Source organism: Stutzerimonas frequens (assembly GCF_024448335.1).
Lineage (GTDB): Bacteria > Pseudomonadota > Gammaproteobacteria > Pseudomonadales > Pseudomonadaceae > Stutzerimonas > Stutzerimonas frequens.
The window spans coordinates 316,845-331,857 of sequence record NZ_JAMOHM010000004.1; the positions used below are offsets into that span (position 1 = coordinate 316,845).

The 15,013-nt window shown below is 63.7% G+C and carries 17 protein-coding genes; 12 read left to right on the forward strand and 5 right to left on the reverse strand.

Going from position 1 to position 15,013, the window contains the following annotated elements; all coding sequences use genetic code 11:
* Positions 1 to 278: 278 nt before the first annotated feature.
* Both codB and codA read left to right on the forward strand, forming a co-directional pair.
* Positions 279 to 1,556, forward strand: a complete 1,278-nt coding sequence (gene codB, locus NAO55_RS08330; protein ID WP_102838640.1) for a cytosine permease — start codon at positions 279 to 281, stop codon at positions 1,554 to 1,556.
* A gap of 13 nt (positions 1,557 to 1,569) precedes the next feature.
* The gene (gene codA, locus NAO55_RS08335; protein ID WP_063542007.1) at positions 1,570 to 2,805 is read left to right on the forward strand and encodes a cytosine deaminase; all 1,236 of its coding nucleotides are present in this window, start codon (positions 1,570 to 1,572) and stop codon (positions 2,803 to 2,805) included.
* On the opposite strand, the gene NAO55_RS08340 is transcribed toward codA, so the two are convergent.
* The gene (locus tag NAO55_RS08340) at positions 2,799 to 3,485 is read right to left on the reverse strand and encodes a c-type cytochrome (RefSeq protein WP_102838641.1); all 687 of its coding nucleotides are present in this window, start codon (positions 3,483 to 3,485) and stop codon (positions 2,799 to 2,801) included. The two genes, codA and NAO55_RS08340, sit on opposite strands and share 7 nt — an antisense overlap.
* Positions 3,486 to 3,817: 332 nt before the next feature.
* On the opposite strand from NAO55_RS08340, the gene NAO55_RS08345 reads away from it, so the two are divergent.
* Positions 3,818 to 4,321, forward strand: coding sequence for an acyl-CoA thioesterase (locus tag NAO55_RS08345; protein WP_049325923.1), 504 nt, complete (start codon positions 3,818 to 3,820; stop codon positions 4,319 to 4,321).
* A 116-nt stretch (positions 4,322 to 4,437) separates the two neighbouring features.
* Positions 4,438 to 4,782, forward strand: a complete 345-nt coding sequence (locus tag NAO55_RS08350; protein ID WP_102838642.1) for a zinc ribbon domain-containing protein YjdM — start codon at positions 4,438 to 4,440, stop codon at positions 4,780 to 4,782.
* Positions 4,783 to 4,989: 207 nt separating this feature from the next.
* Here the strand turns inward: NAO55_RS08350 and NAO55_RS08355 are convergent, their stop codons facing one another.
* Positions 4,990 to 5,718: a DUF1294 domain-containing protein gene (locus tag NAO55_RS08355; protein WP_102838643.1), complete on the reverse strand. Its 729-nt coding sequence runs from the start codon at positions 5,716 to 5,718 to the stop codon at positions 4,990 to 4,992.
* Positions 5,719 to 5,846: 128 nt separating this feature from the next.
* Between NAO55_RS08355 and NAO55_RS08360 the strand changes: the two genes are divergently transcribed.
* Entirely contained in the window at positions 5,847 to 6,674 is an 828-nt protein-coding gene (locus NAO55_RS08360) for an NYN domain-containing protein (protein ID WP_102838644.1), read from the forward strand.
* Positions 6,675 to 6,691: 17 nt separating this feature from the next.
* On the opposite strand, the gene NAO55_RS08365 is transcribed toward NAO55_RS08360, so the two are convergent.
* Positions 6,692 to 8,083, reverse strand: a complete 1,392-nt coding sequence (locus tag NAO55_RS08365) for a diguanylate cyclase (RefSeq protein ID WP_063541997.1) — start codon at positions 8,081 to 8,083, stop codon at positions 6,692 to 6,694.
* Positions 8,084 to 8,299: 216 nt separating this feature from the next.
* On the opposite strand from NAO55_RS08365, the gene NAO55_RS08370 reads away from it, so the two are divergent.
* The 4 genes from NAO55_RS08370 (at position 8,300) to NAO55_RS08385 (ending at position 11,771) form a co-directional block, all read left to right on the forward strand.
* Positions 8,300 to 8,680 (forward strand): hypothetical protein, encoded by a 381-nt coding sequence (locus NAO55_RS08370; RefSeq protein WP_102838645.1) that lies wholly within the window; start codon positions 8,300 to 8,302, stop codon positions 8,678 to 8,680.
* A 271-nt stretch (positions 8,681 to 8,951) separates the two neighbouring features.
* Positions 8,952 to 9,401, forward strand: a complete 450-nt coding sequence (locus NAO55_RS08375) for a DUF2231 domain-containing protein (RefSeq protein ID WP_102838646.1) — start codon at positions 8,952 to 8,954, stop codon at positions 9,399 to 9,401.
* Positions 9,398 to 10,690 (forward strand): PQQ-dependent sugar dehydrogenase, encoded by a 1,293-nt coding sequence (locus tag NAO55_RS08380; RefSeq protein ID WP_102838647.1) that lies wholly within the window; start codon positions 9,398 to 9,400, stop codon positions 10,688 to 10,690. The genes NAO55_RS08375 and NAO55_RS08380 overlap by 4 nt, the downstream gene beginning before the upstream one ends.
* Positions 10,691 to 10,847: 157 nt before the next feature.
* On the forward strand, positions 10,848 to 11,771 hold the full coding sequence (locus NAO55_RS08385; RefSeq protein ID WP_102838648.1) for a DMT family transporter: 924 nt from the start codon (positions 10,848 to 10,850) through the stop codon (positions 11,769 to 11,771).
* A gap of 77 nt (positions 11,772 to 11,848) precedes the next feature.
* Here the strand turns inward: NAO55_RS08385 and NAO55_RS08390 are convergent, their stop codons facing one another.
* Positions 11,849 to 12,169 (reverse strand): SRPBCC family protein, encoded by a 321-nt coding sequence (locus tag NAO55_RS08390; RefSeq protein WP_232244571.1) that lies wholly within the window; start codon positions 12,167 to 12,169, stop codon positions 11,849 to 11,851.
* A 76-nt stretch (positions 12,170 to 12,245) separates the two neighbouring features.
* On the opposite strand from NAO55_RS08390, the gene NAO55_RS08395 reads away from it, so the two are divergent.
* Positions 12,246 to 12,677, forward strand: a complete 432-nt coding sequence (locus NAO55_RS08395; protein WP_102838649.1) for a DUF3592 domain-containing protein — start codon at positions 12,246 to 12,248, stop codon at positions 12,675 to 12,677.
* Positions 12,678 to 12,768: 91 nt separating this feature from the next.
* On the forward strand, positions 12,769 to 13,167 hold the full coding sequence (gene gloA2, locus NAO55_RS08400; protein ID WP_102838650.1) for an SMU1112c/YaeR family gloxylase I-like metalloprotein: 399 nt from the start codon (positions 12,769 to 12,771) through the stop codon (positions 13,165 to 13,167).
* Positions 13,168 to 13,257: 90 nt separating this feature from the next.
* On the opposite strand, the gene NAO55_RS08405 is transcribed toward gloA2, so the two are convergent.
* Positions 13,258 to 14,283 carry a CNNM domain-containing protein gene (locus NAO55_RS08405; protein ID WP_102838651.1) on the reverse strand — a complete coding sequence of 342 codons (1,026 nt, stop codon included), beginning with the start codon at positions 14,281 to 14,283 and terminating at the stop codon, positions 13,258 to 13,260.
* Positions 14,284 to 14,532: 249 nt separating this feature from the next.
* Here NAO55_RS08405 and NAO55_RS08410 point away from each other — a divergent pair, with 249 nt between their 5' ends.
* A complete protein-coding gene (locus NAO55_RS08410) occupies positions 14,533 to 14,991 on the forward strand; it encodes a hypothetical protein (RefSeq protein WP_102838652.1) in 459 nt (152 codons plus the stop codon).
* The last annotated feature ends 22 nt before the right edge of the window (positions 14,992 to 15,013 follow it).

Genomic DNA, 15,013 nt, shown 5'->3' on the forward strand with positions numbered 1-15,013 from the left:
GCGGATCTCCCCGCGCGCCAGGCTTTCCACGCTGTTGCCCAGCGGGGCCGCCGCGTTCAGGTCCGCACCGCACGCGGTGGCCAGCAAGGGAGAGAATGTCGCCCCGCTTGTGCGAGCTTCGCGCCACGGCGCCATTCCGGTGCGCGCAGCCAGCTCGTTGCACCAGCAACGGCCAGCCTTGATGACAGCGTCATCGCGCCGCGCGCCGAGTTGGCCGATCGGTCAGCAATGGCATGGCATCTGCACCGCTGCCGCATCCACCTTGCGGAGCATCCAACATGAAACAGCCCGTCGATACCGACTACCCCCTCAGCGAAGTGCCCGCCGGCGCGCGCAAGGGGCTGTGGTCCACCTCCATCCTGCTGTTCGGCTTCACCTTCTTCACCGCCACCATGTTCGCCGGCGGCAAGATCGGCCTGGCCTTCGACTTCAAGACCATGCTCTGGGCCGCGGTCATCGGCAACCTGCTGCTCGGCGCCTACGCCGCCGCGCTCGGGCTGATCGCCTGCCGCAGCGGGCTGAACTCGGTGCTGATGGGGCGCTTCTGCTTCGGCGAGGTCGGCAGCCGGCTGTCCGATTTCCTGCTCGGCTTCACCCAGATCGGATGGTATGCCTGGGGCACGGCGACCATCGCCATCGTCCTGGTGCGCCTGCTGGCGTTGCCGGAAAGCTGGACGCTGCCGTTGATGGTGCTGTTCGGCTTCGGCTTCTGCCTGACCGCCTTCGTCGGCTACAAGGGCCTCGATCTGCTCTCGCGCATCGCGGTGCCGGCGATGCTGATCCTGTTGATCGCATCGCTTTGGACCGCCACCCGCGACATTGGCGGGCTGGACGGCCTGCTCGCGGTACAGCCGGGCGAAAGCCTGACCCTCGGCATGGCCATCACCATGATCTTTGGCACCTTCGTCAGCGGCGCGACCCAGGCCACCAACTGGACGCGCTTCGCCCGTAGCAGCAAGGTCGCGGTATGGGCCAGTCTGATCGGCTTCTTCCTCGGCAACGGCCTGATGATCGTCGCCGGCGCCTACGGAGCAATCGTCTACCAGCAGCCGGATATCGTCGAAGTCCTGGTGCTGCAGGGCCTGTCGATGGCCGCGGTGGTGATGCTTTTCCTCAACCTCTGGACCACGCAGGACAACACCATCTACAACTTCGCCGCTGCCGGCTGCAACCTGCTGCGCACCGAGCGCCGCCGCCTGGTGACGCTCGGCGGCGCCTTCGTCGGCACGCTGCTGGCGCTCGGCGGCATGTACGAGTTGCTGATCCCCTTTCTGATCCTGCTCGGCTCGATCATCCCGCCCATCGGCGGCGTGATCATGGCCGACTACTTCTACCGCCATCGCGGACAGTACCCGAAGCTGGCCGAAGCGCACCTGCCCAGGTACAACAGCCTGGGCCTGGCGGCGTATGTGCTGGGCGCCGCCTGCGCCTACTTCTCGCCGTGGGTGGCGCCCATCGTCGGCATACTGGTGGCCGCCGCAGCCTATATTGTGCTGTACGAGGGCCAGCGCCTGGCCCTGTCGCGCACGGTGCTGACGCAAACCGACGCACGCTGATCAAGGAGCCACCATGAACATCCTCAACGCCCGCCTGCGTGGCCGCAGCGGCCTGTACCGCATCGAACTGGACGGCGCGCGCATCGCCGCCATCAGCGCGCAGCAGGCGCCGGCCGAAGCCAGCGAGGGCGATATCGACGCCGCCAGCAACCTGGTGGTGCCGCCCTTCATCGAACCGCACATCCACCTGGACGCCACCCTTACCGCCGGCGAGCCGGCCTGGAACATGAGCGGCACGCTGTTCGAAGGCATCGAACGCTGGGGCGAGCGCAAGGCGCTGGTGACCCACGAAGACACCAAGGCGCGGGCGAAGAAAACCATCGACATGCTGGTCGACCACGGCATCCAGCATGTGCGCACCCATGTCGACGTTACCGATCCGACGCTGTCGGCGCTCAAATCCATGCTCGAAGTGCGCGAGGAAACCCGCCACCTGATCGACCTGCAGATCGTCGCCTTTCCGCAGGAGGGCATCGAGTCGTTCAAGGGCGGTCGCGAGCTGATGACCGAGGCGATCGCCATGGGCGCCGATGTGGTCGGCGGCATTCCGCACTTCGAAAACACCCGCGACCAGGGCGTCAGCTCGATCAAGTTCCTCATGGACCTGGCCGAGCGCAGTGGCTGCCTGGTGGACGTGCACTGCGACGAAACCGACGACCCGCAGTCGCGCTTTCTCGAAGTGCTCGCCGAAGAGGCGCGGGTGCGCGAGATGGGCGAACGCGTCACCGCCAGCCATACCACGGCGATGGGCTCCTACGACAACGCCTACTGCTCCAAGCTGTTCCGCCTGCTCAAGCTGTCGCAGATCAACTTCGTCTCCTGCCCGACCGAAAGCATCCACCTGCAGGGCCGCTTCGACACCTACCCCAAGCGCCGCGGCCTGACCCGCGTGGCCGAGATCGACCGCGCCGGGATGAACGTCTGCTTCGGCCAGGATTCCATCGTCGACCCCTGGTACCCGCTGGGCAACGGCAACATCCTGCGCATCCTCGAGGCGGGGCTGCATATCTGCCACATGCTCGGCTACGAGGACTTGCAGCGCGGCCTGGACCTGATCACCGACAACAGCGCACGCACCCTGAACCTGGGCGAGCGCTACGGACTGGAGGTGGGGCGACCGGCCAGCCTGCTGGTGCTGTCGGCGCCGGACGACTACGAGATGCTGCGCACCCAGGGCCATGCCCTGCTCTCGGTGCGCAACGGTGAGGTGCTGATGCGCCGCACGCCGGCGCAGATCCAGCGTTACTGAGCGGCGGCGGTGGTCTTGCGTAGACGGTTGATGTTGGCCATCTCCTCGGCCGGCGTCAGCTTCAGCTGCGACAGATAGGCCGCCAGCGCCTCCACGTCCGCCGCAGAAAGCTGCGCGGCGACGCCAATCATTACCGAGCCGGCGCGGCTCGGGTCGTTCTCGCGGAAACGCGTCAGCGCCTTGCGGATGTATTCGTCGGGCTGCCCGGCCAGGCGCGGCATGGTCTCCATGCCTTCGGCATGAGCACCGTGGCAACCGGTGCAGGTGGTCTGGAAGATCTTCTCACCGCTTCCGCGCAACGCAGCATTCACCGGGCCCTCGGGCGGATTGACCTTCTGCTGGCTGAAGAACACTGCGATGTTCACCCGCTCCTCCATGCTCAGGTTTTGCGCCAGCTTGGACATGACGAAGTCGGTCCGCTCGCCGCTGGCGAACTTCTCGAAGGCATAAAACAGGTACTGCGGATTCTGCCCAGCCAGATTGGGGATGTGCTTGCGCTTGCTGTTACCGGTTTCACCGTGGCAGTAGGCGCAGAATACCGCGCGCTCCTGGCCGGCCAGGCTGGCCTGCTCGCGCCGCTGCTCGTCGGCAATGATTTGGTTGAAGCGCTCGATGGCCTCCTCGCTGGCATGGGCGAGCGGAACGAAGCAGGCAAGCAGAGCGAGAACGAGCTTACGCATTGGGGGAGTATCCGTACTGAGCCGATGGGTATTTGCGGGCGCTTGACTATAGGCAACCCACCACCCGCCGACCCCGGCACAGGTCAACGAAAGCGGTCGTGACGACCGAGACCGTGAACTTTCGTGACACAAATCACAGCGCACCATAGGGCCATGATCCGATAGGACATGGACGCCGTAATGAGTGGTTTATCGGCCAAATGCGAGCAGTGCGCGCCTTTGCCGCATTGACGATAGAAAAAAACGATGAAGCGTTTTGCCAGATAGTCCAGACAGGAAGGAGGCATTCGACTAAAGTAGCAACCCTTCACCACCGAGGAGCCGTAACCCCCATGCTAGATGGACATGCAGAGCTGACCATGACCGTGCTGATGACGCCGGACAAAGCCAATTTTTCCGGCAACGTACATGGCGGCACGCTGCTCAAGTATCTCGACGAAGTCGCCTATGCCTGCGCCAGCCGCTATGCCGGGCAGTACGTCGTCACCCTCTCGGTGGACCAGGTGGTGTTCCGCCAGCCGGTGCATGTCGGGGAGCTGGTCACCTTCCTCGCCTCGGTCAACTACACCGGCACCACCTCGATGGAAATCGGCATCAAGGTCGTAACCGAAGACATCCGCTCGAAGACCGTGCGTCACACCAACAGCTGCTTCTTCACCATGGTCGCCCTCGGCGAGGACGGCAAGCCGGTGCCGGTGCCGCCGCTGAATCCGAAGACAGCGGAACAGCAACGCCGCTTCGCCCAGGCGTACCAGCGCCGCGAGATTCGTCGTGAGCTGGAACACCGCTACAGCGAACTGCGCGCAGGCAGCGAGCGCCTCGCCGCGGTGAATTAGACATCGCCCTCGACGGCACAGCGGGACTTCGGCGGCGCCGGAGTCCCGCTGCCCCCGATTTGTAACAAAACCTTATACAATGCACGGCTTTCCGCACCTCCACTGAAGGACCCGCCGTGAGCACGCTGCCTCCCTGCCCCAAATGCAATTCCGAATACACCTACGAAGACGGCCAGATGCTGGCCTGCCCTGAGTGCGGCCATGAGTGGTCCGCCACTGAAAGCGCAGCGGCCGCGGGCGAAGGCGACAAGGTGATCAAGGACTCGGTGGGCAACACCCTGCAGGACGGCGACACCGTCACGGTGATCAAGGACCTCAAGGTCAAGGGCTCGTCGCTGGTGGTCAAGGTCGGCACCAAGGTCAAGAACATCCGCCTGGTCGATGGCGACCACGACATCGACTGCAAGATCGATGGCATCGGCGCGATGAAGCTGAAGTCCGAGTTCGTCAGAAAAGTCTGAGCCGCGATGCTCGTCCGAAAGCCCGGCATTCCAGACCGTGTGAAAACGTAGCGAGCGATGGTCAGGCAAGGCTAAAACAGGCGAAAAAGCGCAGTTTACGAGTTGTAAATGAGCATTTTGACTGGGCTCGCAACCGAGCCTGTTTTTAACGCGGCCTGGCCGAGCGCAGTAGTTTTCACACAGTCTGATTCGTCGGGCTTTCGCGTTTCAGATCAAGCGCAACAACCAATCCAGCCGCTCGCGGGTAAAGCCGCTGCCGATGAACAGCAGATCGATCCAGAACGCCTGGTGCAGCACGACGATCAGCCAGAAGGTCAGCTGATAGCTCAGCTTGCGGGTCTTGTGGCGAAACACCTGCTGCGCCACGAGCGCACCCGGCCAGCCGCCGGCCAGCTCGAAGAAATGCAGCGTGGTTTCCGGCGTGCGCCAGCGATCCTTCAGCGCGCTGTGCTTGTCGCGCCAGTAGAGGAAGAAGGTCAGCAGGCTGGCGAGGGCGTAGATTGCCAACGGCAACATCGCCCCGAGGCGCAGGAGGCTGCCCGCCAGCGGCAGCAGGCAGAGCAGCGCGAACAGCACCAGCTTGAGCGGAAGCTGCTGGATATTGCCGGCAACCAGCTGCCGCGCAGGCTTGCCGGCGGCACGCGCCGTGGCGCGCGGGCGGTCCTGAGGATCGCTCTTCTGCCGCTGACTGCCCGGGCGCTGGCGAATCGCTGGCTGGTCCAGCGTCAGCGGCGCATCCAGCCGCAGATGCTCGGCACGTAGCCGGCCCTGGGGATCGCGCCCCAACACGTAGAGCACACGATCACCAACCAGCGGCCGACGCTCACCATGCACGGCCGAGATATGCGCGAAGACATCCTCACCGCCCTGCTCCGGGCGAATGAAGCCGAAGCCCTTCTGGTCGTTCCAGCTTTTCAGCGTGCCTCGCTGTTCCATGCACCGCAATCCATGTGATCAAAGCCGCGCATGCTAACCGAGTTCGGCAGGCGTTGGCAGCACGCCGCTATGGCCAGGGCACGGTGGTCGGCGTTATGGTCGGGCGATCTCCAGTCCAGGGAAGAAGCATGGCCAGCAAGCCCAACAGTTCGAACAAGCAGAAGCACCTCGCCGTGCTGATCGACGCCGACAACGCGCCCGCCGCCATCGTCGAAGGGCTGTTCGAGGAAATCGCCAAATACGGGGTCGCCAGCGTCAAGCGCATCTACGGCGACTGGACCAAACCCAACCTCGGCAGCTGGAAGAAGGTGCTGCTCGACTACTCGATCCAGCCGATCCAGCAGTTCGCCTACACCTCGGGCAAGAACGCCACCGACAGCTCGCTGATCATCGACGCCATGGACCTGCTCTACACCCGGCGCTTCGACGGCTTCTGCCTGGTCTCCAGCGACAGCGACTTCACCCGCCTGGCCGCGCGCATCCGCGAGGAAGGCCTGACGGTGTACGGCTTCGGCGAACAGAAGACGCCCTCGCCCTTCGTCTCCGCCTGCGACAAGTTCATCTACACCGAAATCCTGCGCGCCGACGCCGCCAAGGTCGCTGTCGAGCCGTCGCCGGAAAAGCTCGCCGCGGCCGCCGCACAGGTAGAAGAAAGCAGCAAGCCGCCGAAGACAGGCGACAAGGGCGACACCATCAAATGCCAGGCGGTGCCGGTGGACTTCATCGCCAAGATTCTCGACGACCTCACCGAGGAAGACGACTGGATCCAGCTCGGCACCCTCGGGCAGAACATCAGCAAGCTGCGCCCGGCCTTCGATCCGCGCCTGTACGGCTGCCGGAAGCTCAGTGACCTGATCGCCGGCCAGCCCAAACGCTTCGACCTGGAGTCACGCGGCAGCAGCGCCACCGGCGGCAAGGATCTCTACGTCCGCTTGCGCAAGGCCGGCAAGCACTGAACGGCGAAGCGGCCCGGCTACTCGTCCGACGCCAGCCAGCAGACGCGGTCACGACCGTCGTGCTTGGCGCGGTAGAGCGCAGCGTCCGCACGCCGTAGCAGGCTATCGGCAGTGTCCACCGGCCCTAGCTCGGCGACCCCGGCGCTGAGGGTCTGGCCGCGGCCGGTGCTGAACATGGATGCCCGTGACTGCTCACAGAGGCGCTCGGCGAACGCCAGCGCCTGCTGACCATTGGTTTCCGGACACAGCAGCAGGAACTCCTCGCCACCCCAGCGGCCCACGGCGTCACTGCCGCGCAGACCAGATACCAGCAGGTCGGCGAATTCCTTGAGAACGCGGTCCCCAGTCTGATGACCGAACTCGTCGTTGATGCTCTTGAAGTGATCGATATCCAGCATGACGATCGACAGCGGTCGGTTGTAACGCCGCGCCTGCTCCAGCGCCCTGGCGAAGCGTCGGTCGAGTTCGGCGCGGTTGGCCAAGCCGGTGAGAGCATCGGTCTGCGATTTGATCTGCAGCTGCTCGTTCAGCCTCCGTAGCCGCCCGATCCAGTACAGGCTGGTCAGCAGCATCACCGAGAAAACCACGACGATCTGCACGACCAGCCGGTAGTCGGTACCCGACTCGATGCGAATCGGCGCATGCCGGTTGGCGATCTGGTTCAGCTCCCACGGCGTAATGGTCGTGATCGCCTTGTCCAGAATGCCGCGCAGCAAAGGTTCGCTCTTCAGCACACCGATGCGAAACTGGTTATCGAGACTCGCCAGCTGTCCGGCGATTTTCAGATTGAACCAGCCCTCGCGGCGCATGGTGTAGGCAGCCACGGTCAGCGACCGTATGGTCAGATCGGCTTTGCGCTCGTTCACCAACGCCAGCGCCTCGGCGTCCGTGTCGGTGACGATGACGCGTAGCTGGGGGAAATCCCGCCGAACGCTTTCCTCGACGAACGTGCCCACCGGCAAAGCGACCGTCACATCTTCAAGGGCAGACAGGTCAGCCACATAGGGATGGTCTTCGCGTGCGATCACCACATTGGCGTCAGTGAACAACGGCTGGGTGAAGATCAGCCAGGCATCACGCGCAGGCGTCTGGTTGAGAAAGCTGAGCAGCTGACAGCGGCCGGCCTGGGAAAACGCCACCGATTGGCCCCAGTCGCTGGTCGCCACGATATCAAGTTGCAGACCCGCCCGTTGCGCCACGAGACGCAACAGGTCGGCGGCGATTCCTTCGTGCTCACCACGGGCGTTGAGCGTCTCGAACGGCAGCCAGTCCGGATCGACACAGATGCTGACCGAGCGGTTGTCGGCCAGCCAGTCGCGCTCGACAGCGCTCAGGTCGAGCGTCACATCGACCGAAGCCGACACCGTGCCTGACAGGGCGAACAACGCGATGCACAGAAACCTTGTCACTTGAGCCACCCTCGCAAGGACCGCACGCAACCTTGGCACGGCTGGAGTTCAACACGGCACAACCGGCGCGGCAATACAGATCATGGCTTTGAGCCATCATAAATCGTGCCAACCAATTTTTTGACGCCTTTAATCATTTGCAACCATTGCCTGACGCAGCGATCGAACCGACCCGTGGCACGCCCTTCTAAAGGGCTCCAGTCAGTGGAGGTTCCCATGAGCAAGCAGTCATTCCTCGCCGGCGGCCTGGCGCTCCTCGCCCCGCTGGTCTTCGCCCAAACGCCGCCGCCGGAAGTGGTCAGCCACCTCAACGGTCTCGATGTGGAGATCAGTCCGATGGGCGTGCCGGCCAAATCCGAAGGGGTCGAAGGTGAACTGCTCGGCGTACGCGCGGTGAAGGTCATGAACCGTACCGGCGGGCAGATTACCTGCGAGTTCCATGTACCGAATGACGCGCGCTCGGATACCTCGGCGTCGCCGGTTTTCACTGTCGCGCCAAATACCCAGCGCACCGAGCGGGTTCCAGGCGAATACTCACCGGATGAGCCCTATGCGGAAATCACCTGCCGCTCGAGCGAACTCGCCCCGACACAGTAACGCCAACCAGGTCAGCGATGCCCTGCGCGAGTTTTGCGAACCGTGTTTGACCGGCCACCGCTCGCCGTCGATCAGCACGCCACGAAAGCATCCCGCAGCACTTGGCGCGGTTGCTCGCGCCGTCCTGCCAGAACGCCGGGTTGCCCGCTCGGCCATTGGTGGTGAACTAACAGGCCAATGATGCGATCCCCTCTTAAGCACCGTCAGAGCGACCCGGGCAGCCAGACCATCGTGCTGGGCGGGTCCGATCCGAAGCGATGAGGAGAGCCTCGTGACCGTTATTACCCACCGCACCACCGAAACCACCCACAGCGTTTCCCGCCATGTGCCCGGCCCGCTGCATGCGACGCTGCTGGCCGGGACCGTCCCCCTGTTTCTTGGCGCGCTGCTGAGCGACATCGCCTACTTCCGCAGCTATGAGATCCAGTGGGCCAACTTCGCCTCGTGGCTGATCGCCGGCGCGCTGGTGTTCTGCGGGCTGTCGGTGCTGTTCGCCATCGCCAATCTGGTCAAGGCCAGGCATAGAACAGGCCGACCTTTGATTTATCTGTTGTTGCTCGCCGTGGCCTGGGTGCTTGGTTTCATCAACGCACTGCAGCACGCCAAGGATGCCTGGGCGGTCATGCCGACCGGCCTGGTGCTATCGGTGATCGTCACCCTGCTGGCCTGCGCCGCCGCATGGGTTGGCCTTTCCAATCTGCGCGACGGAGGTGAAGCATGAAGCACACCCATGCCCTCTCCGTACTGACCATCGCCGTGTTGCTGAGCGCCTGCGGTGGCAACGAACAGGACGCTGCCAGCCGCTACGGCGCCAACCCCAAACTGCCGGAGCCCGAGCGCGGGCTGCTGCCGAGCATGACAATCGCCGACCCGGCCCCCTGGGACGATGCGATGCCAACGGTACCGAACGGCTACAGCGTCAGCGCCATTGCCACTGACCTGCAGATTCCACGGCAGACGCTGGTGCTACCCAACGGTGACATCATCGTGGCGGAAGGCCGAGGCGGCAATGCGCCCAAGCTCAAGCCCAAGGACGTGATTGCCGGCTATATCAAGGCCAAAGGCGTCACCTCGGTGGAAAGCGGCAATCGCCTGACGCTCCTGCGCGACGCCGACCGCGACGGTACCTACGAGCTGCAAAAGGTGTTCGCCGAGGACCTCAACGCGCCTTACGGGCTGGCCTTCCACGACGGCAACCTGTACGTCGCCAACCAGGACGAACTGGTGCGCTTCGAATACGAAGAAGGCCAGACCGAAGCCAGCGGCCCGCCGACCAAGGTCGTCGACCTGCCCTCGGAGATCAATCACCACTGGACCAAGGCGATGACCATCAGCCCTGACGGCCAGTACCTCTATGTCGGCATCGGCTCGAACAGCAACATCACCGAGCGCGGCATGGAAGCGGAAGTCGACCGCGCCATGGTCTGGCAGATCAACACCGAAACCGGCGCCTACAAGCCCTACGCAACCGGCCTGCGCAACCCCACGGCACTGGCGATACTGCCCGGCACGGACCAGCTGTGGTCGGTGGTGAACGAGCGCGACGAACTGGGTGAAAACCTGGTGCCGGACTACCTGACCTCGGTGCAGGAAGGCGGCTTCTATGGCTGGCCCTACAGCTACTGGGGGCAGAACGTCGACGACCGCGTGCGTCCGCAGGACCCGGACAAGGTCAAGCAGGCGATCACGCCGGACTACGCACTGGGCGCCCACGTCGCCGCGCTGGGCCTGGATTTCTCCTCGGAAGTCATGGGTGAGCAATTCGCCGAAGGCGCGTTCGTCGGCGAGCACGGCAGCTGGAACCGGGAAGATCCGTCCGGCTACAAGGTGATCTTCGTGCCGTTCCGCGATGGCCGCCCGGCCGGCGAACCCATCGACTTCGTGACCGGCTTCCGCGAGGACGGCAAGACCCGCGGCCGCCCGGTCGGTGTGACCGTCGACCCCAGCGGTGCGCTGATCGTCGCGGATGATCTGGCCAACATCGTCTGGCGCGTGACACGCATCCAATGACCAGCAGCGCCCCAACCCTCCCGACAGCTTGACTACAGTCGCTGGGAGGGCTGTGGGCCGTTCTTCGCTCGACAGCCCCTAGAGGCGCGGAACAGGCGGGCGGCGGTGACTTCATGAAGAAAGGCCAGCGACGTCGCAGGCATAACGGGCGGGGCAAATGGCGCAGCAGCCGCCGCGACCCAACGTGAAACACCCATCAGGCAAGACGCAAAGCCTCGGGGGGCTATTCGTCGTACTCGCGGCATTGTGCTGGGGGCTGTCGGGCGGAATCGGCGGTGTTCTGACCGCCGAGGGCTGGAGCCCGATCGTGGTCTCGCTCTCCCGCGGCGCGATCGGGCTGCTAGTCGTGCTTCTCTGGCTTGCCTTGCGCCCGGCTGGCAGCGGTCTAATGAACGGGCGACTGTGGCTCTGGTCGGCAGTCGCCGGGGCGGCCGTGGCAGGCAATTTCTCGTTCTATTTTCTCAGCATCGCCGAGGGCAGCGTGGCCGTGGCGGCGACACTCATGTACTCCGCGCCGGTGTTCGTCTATCTCGTCTCGTTCGCGTTTCGGCTGGAGCGGCCCAGCGCATTCAAGTGGACGGCTATCGCGCTGGTGACGCTTGGCGTCATTCTGCTGACCGGCATCTACGACGTCGGAGCGGGCGACATCACACTGCTGGCGGTGGGTGCAGGACTGCTTTCCGGCGTGTCGTACGCCGTTTTCATCTTCGCCTTCAAGTATGCGGCCCCCCATGGCAGCCCTCAGGCGATTCTGGTGATCGCCTTCGCGGTGCTGGTGGTGATATTGCTCGGGCTGAGCGATGCGGAGCAGACTTTGGCCGTGCTGGGCACCTCGAGCTGGCCGCTGTTCGTCACATTAGGCGTACTCGGTGGCGGGCTGTCGTTCGTCTTGTACATCGTCGGGCTCAAGCATACCGCGCCCGCGGCAGCGTCCATCCTGGCCATGGTCGAACCGGTGACCGCCTCGCTCTTCAGCGTCGTGGTGCTAGATGAAAGCCTGGCCGCCATGCAGGTCCTGGGCATGGCGCTGATTCTGCTGACGGTCACGGCGCTGGGCGTCCATTCGAGAAATCCGAATTAACTTATCGCGCTTGCTCAAGCAGATTCTTGAGCCGCTGCAGGTCCGCCGCCACCGCCTGAGCGTCCATCGCAAATTGCTCATCGCTCATGTCCGGTTGGCGGAACAGCGTGAAAAACGAACTCAGACCCGCCGCTACACGGCATGACCCGCATGGGGTTGCGAACTATCGAACCCGACTCCAGTTCGACTTCGTGGTCCATCACCCCGAGCGCATTCGGCGGTGCGAAGCGAATCCTCACTTTTCCAAAAGGCGCGTCCCATGCATCGCCCTGCTGCGTGACCTCGGAACGCGCCAGCCCCGCCGCCCACTGCGGAAGATTGCGCGGGTCGGCGGCGAACGCATACACCTGTCCCGGATCACGGGCGATGAAGATGCTGATATGGCGGACGTGGTGCATGGATCAGGCCCCCGATGATAATGTCCCGTCAGCAGTTGTACCCGACACACAGCCCGACCACGAGCCCTGATCGAGCATGCTCAAGACCTTTCCTATCGCGTTCGTTCTGCTCCTGCTCGGCGCGAGCATTTACAACTTCGTGCGTGAACAGGCCTTCGTCGAAGGCTTCGTCGAGGCGCAGGGGAAGATCGTCGCCATTCGCAGCGAACGCATCAGTCGAGGCGATGGGCGCCAGTATTCAAGCAATATCCATGCAGTGGTCGAGTACTACTTGAACGGCGAGCACTTCCGATTCGAAAGCCAGTTCTTCGGCGTGCCGGCGTGGCGCGAGGGGCAGTCGGTGACAGCGCTGGTTTCGCAAACGTCGCCAAACATCGGCCGAATCAAGCGAGTCGACGATATCTATCCTCGCAGCGCCGGCTTAGGCGTCTTGGCCGCACTTGCTCTCTTGGCCATGGCGACGGGCCGTTTCCTGCGACAGCATAGACACCGCTCGGCAGTCGCCTGACCGTTTCAAAGAGGCAGACAAACCGCTGTCCTTTGCCTTCAAGCACCGCCGCAAAACCGACTTGCTATCCAACCATCTCACAGGTCCGCCGATGCTCCGCTCCATCCACCACGCCGCGATCATCTGCTCCGACTATGCCGTCTCGAAGCGCTTCTATACCGAGACGCTGGGCCTTGCGGTGATCGCCGAGCACTACCGGGAGTCGCGACAGTCCTACAAGCTCGACCTGGCCTTGCCGGACGGTGGGCAACTCGAGCTGTTCTCGTTTCCCGACGCCCCGCCGCGCCCCTCGCGCCCGGAAGCGCAAGGATTGCGGCATCTGGCCTTTGCGGTGGATGACGTCGCGCAGTGCAAGACGTGGTTGGAGCGTCAGGGCGTTGCGGTGGAGGCAATTCGGACAGACGAATACACCGGCCGCCGGTTCACCTTCTTCGCGGACCCGGACGGCTTGCCGCTGGAACTGTACGAGGCCGCCCCTTCCGACGATTGATGCGACGCGCTTCGTGCGCCTCGGAACGATCAGGCCCTGCGGTCACCGGGAGGACACCTGCGGAGCGGCAGGCCCGCTCCGCATTGCCGCTCAGCTCTCGCGGGCGCGCTTGATGCGATGATCCCAGCGGCGCTTGGCGAAGCGGCGCATGTTCGGGATATCGTCCGTTTCATCCATGATCGGCTGGCCGATGATGGTTTCCATGATGTCTTCCAGCGTCACCAGGCCGCGCCAGCTACCGAATTCGTCATAGACCAGGCACATGTGCTGGCGCTCATGCAGCAGCTGGGTCATGAGATTCTCGACACTGGTCATTTCCGGTGCGACTTTCATCGATTTCATGATCGTCGACACCGGCGCTTCGTCGTCGCTCGCTGCCAGGGCGTCATAGCGGAACACCACACCCAGCGGGCTCTCGTTCTCGCCGATCACCGGGTAGCGCGAGAACTGGCTGTCGGCGACCTGCGCCTTGAATGCACCGATGCTGGTCTCCGGCGACGTGTAGTCGCATACCGTGCGTGGTGTCATCACGTCACGGACCTTGATCTCGTGCAGGTCGAGGATGTTCCTGATAACGCGCTGCTCGTCCTCGTCGAGGCTCTTGTTCTCGCAGCCAAGCACCGTCAACGCCTTGATCTCCTGACGGATGTCGTGCTCCGGCTCCTTGCCGCCGACCGCCCGCATGATCAGGTCGGACAGGTAGATGAACGGTTTGAGCATCAGGATCATGCCGTTCAGCAACGGCGGCAGGTACGGCGCGAGCGTGCGCCAGTAACGGGCTCCGATGGTCTTGGGCAGGATTTCCGAGAGCACCAGGATCAGCACCGTCATCACCGCCGAGGCGATACCGACGTAGCCGTTGCCAAAGACCACGGTGACCTGGGCGCCGACTCCGGTGGCGCCGACAGTGTGGGCGACCGTGTTCAGCGTGAGGATCGCCGCAAGCGGCTGGTCGACCTTGTCTTTCAGTTCTTTCAGGCGCTCGTACAGCTTCGGACGGGTCGTCTTCTGGTGCGCGATGAAGCTCGGCGTCAGCGAGAGCAGTGCAGCTTCGAGGATCGAACAGATGAATGAAACGAGGATGGATAAGACAGCGAACGCTATCAGGAGGGTCATGTAAGGGTGGTTACGTTGCCAAAGGCAGGCCAATTTACCGCAAAGCCGCCCGACCAGTATGAAGGCGCATGCAACATTTCATTTCCCCGTGATCTGCCGATTACATCGATTTGACTGCTGCTACCGCCGGAGTTCAGGTCGCGCCCGGGGTGACTTTCGCCCATCGGCTTGTTCCGCAGTTTGACCTCGGCTAGGGTGCGGCGCTCGAATAAGCGGACCTCAGGAGTACTGCAAGTGATCAGAACAGGGATGTTGGCGCTGGGATTGTCGCTGGCGCTTCCGGCTCAGGCGGCCGAGCGGCAGGTCTACCTGGTGGCGACGATGCAACTGGACGGCTCCAGCCTGGCACAGAGCATCTTTCTCCACGAACCGGATATCACTGAGTTGCAGGGCTGCCTCGACGCGGTGCGCGACGGCCAGAGCAAGCGTGACTGGCAGCAATACCATCACATCTTCCGCCGCGACCGGATCAAGGGCTTCTCCGGGCATATGCGCTATCACTGCATCTACAGCGAGCAGCGCTTCAGCAGCTGGCACGACGGCCCACGCTACAACAAGCCGTACCTGATCCAGGTGAACGACGACGCCAAGCTCCGTGTGGTGCGCACGCCCAGCCAGGCGCAATGCATGTCCCAGCTGCGCGCGCTGCCGATGGCACGGCGGGCGCAGAGCTTCTGCGCCATGGGTAATCAGGAACTGCAACCCTGAAGCGGAACCACCCGGCCAACAG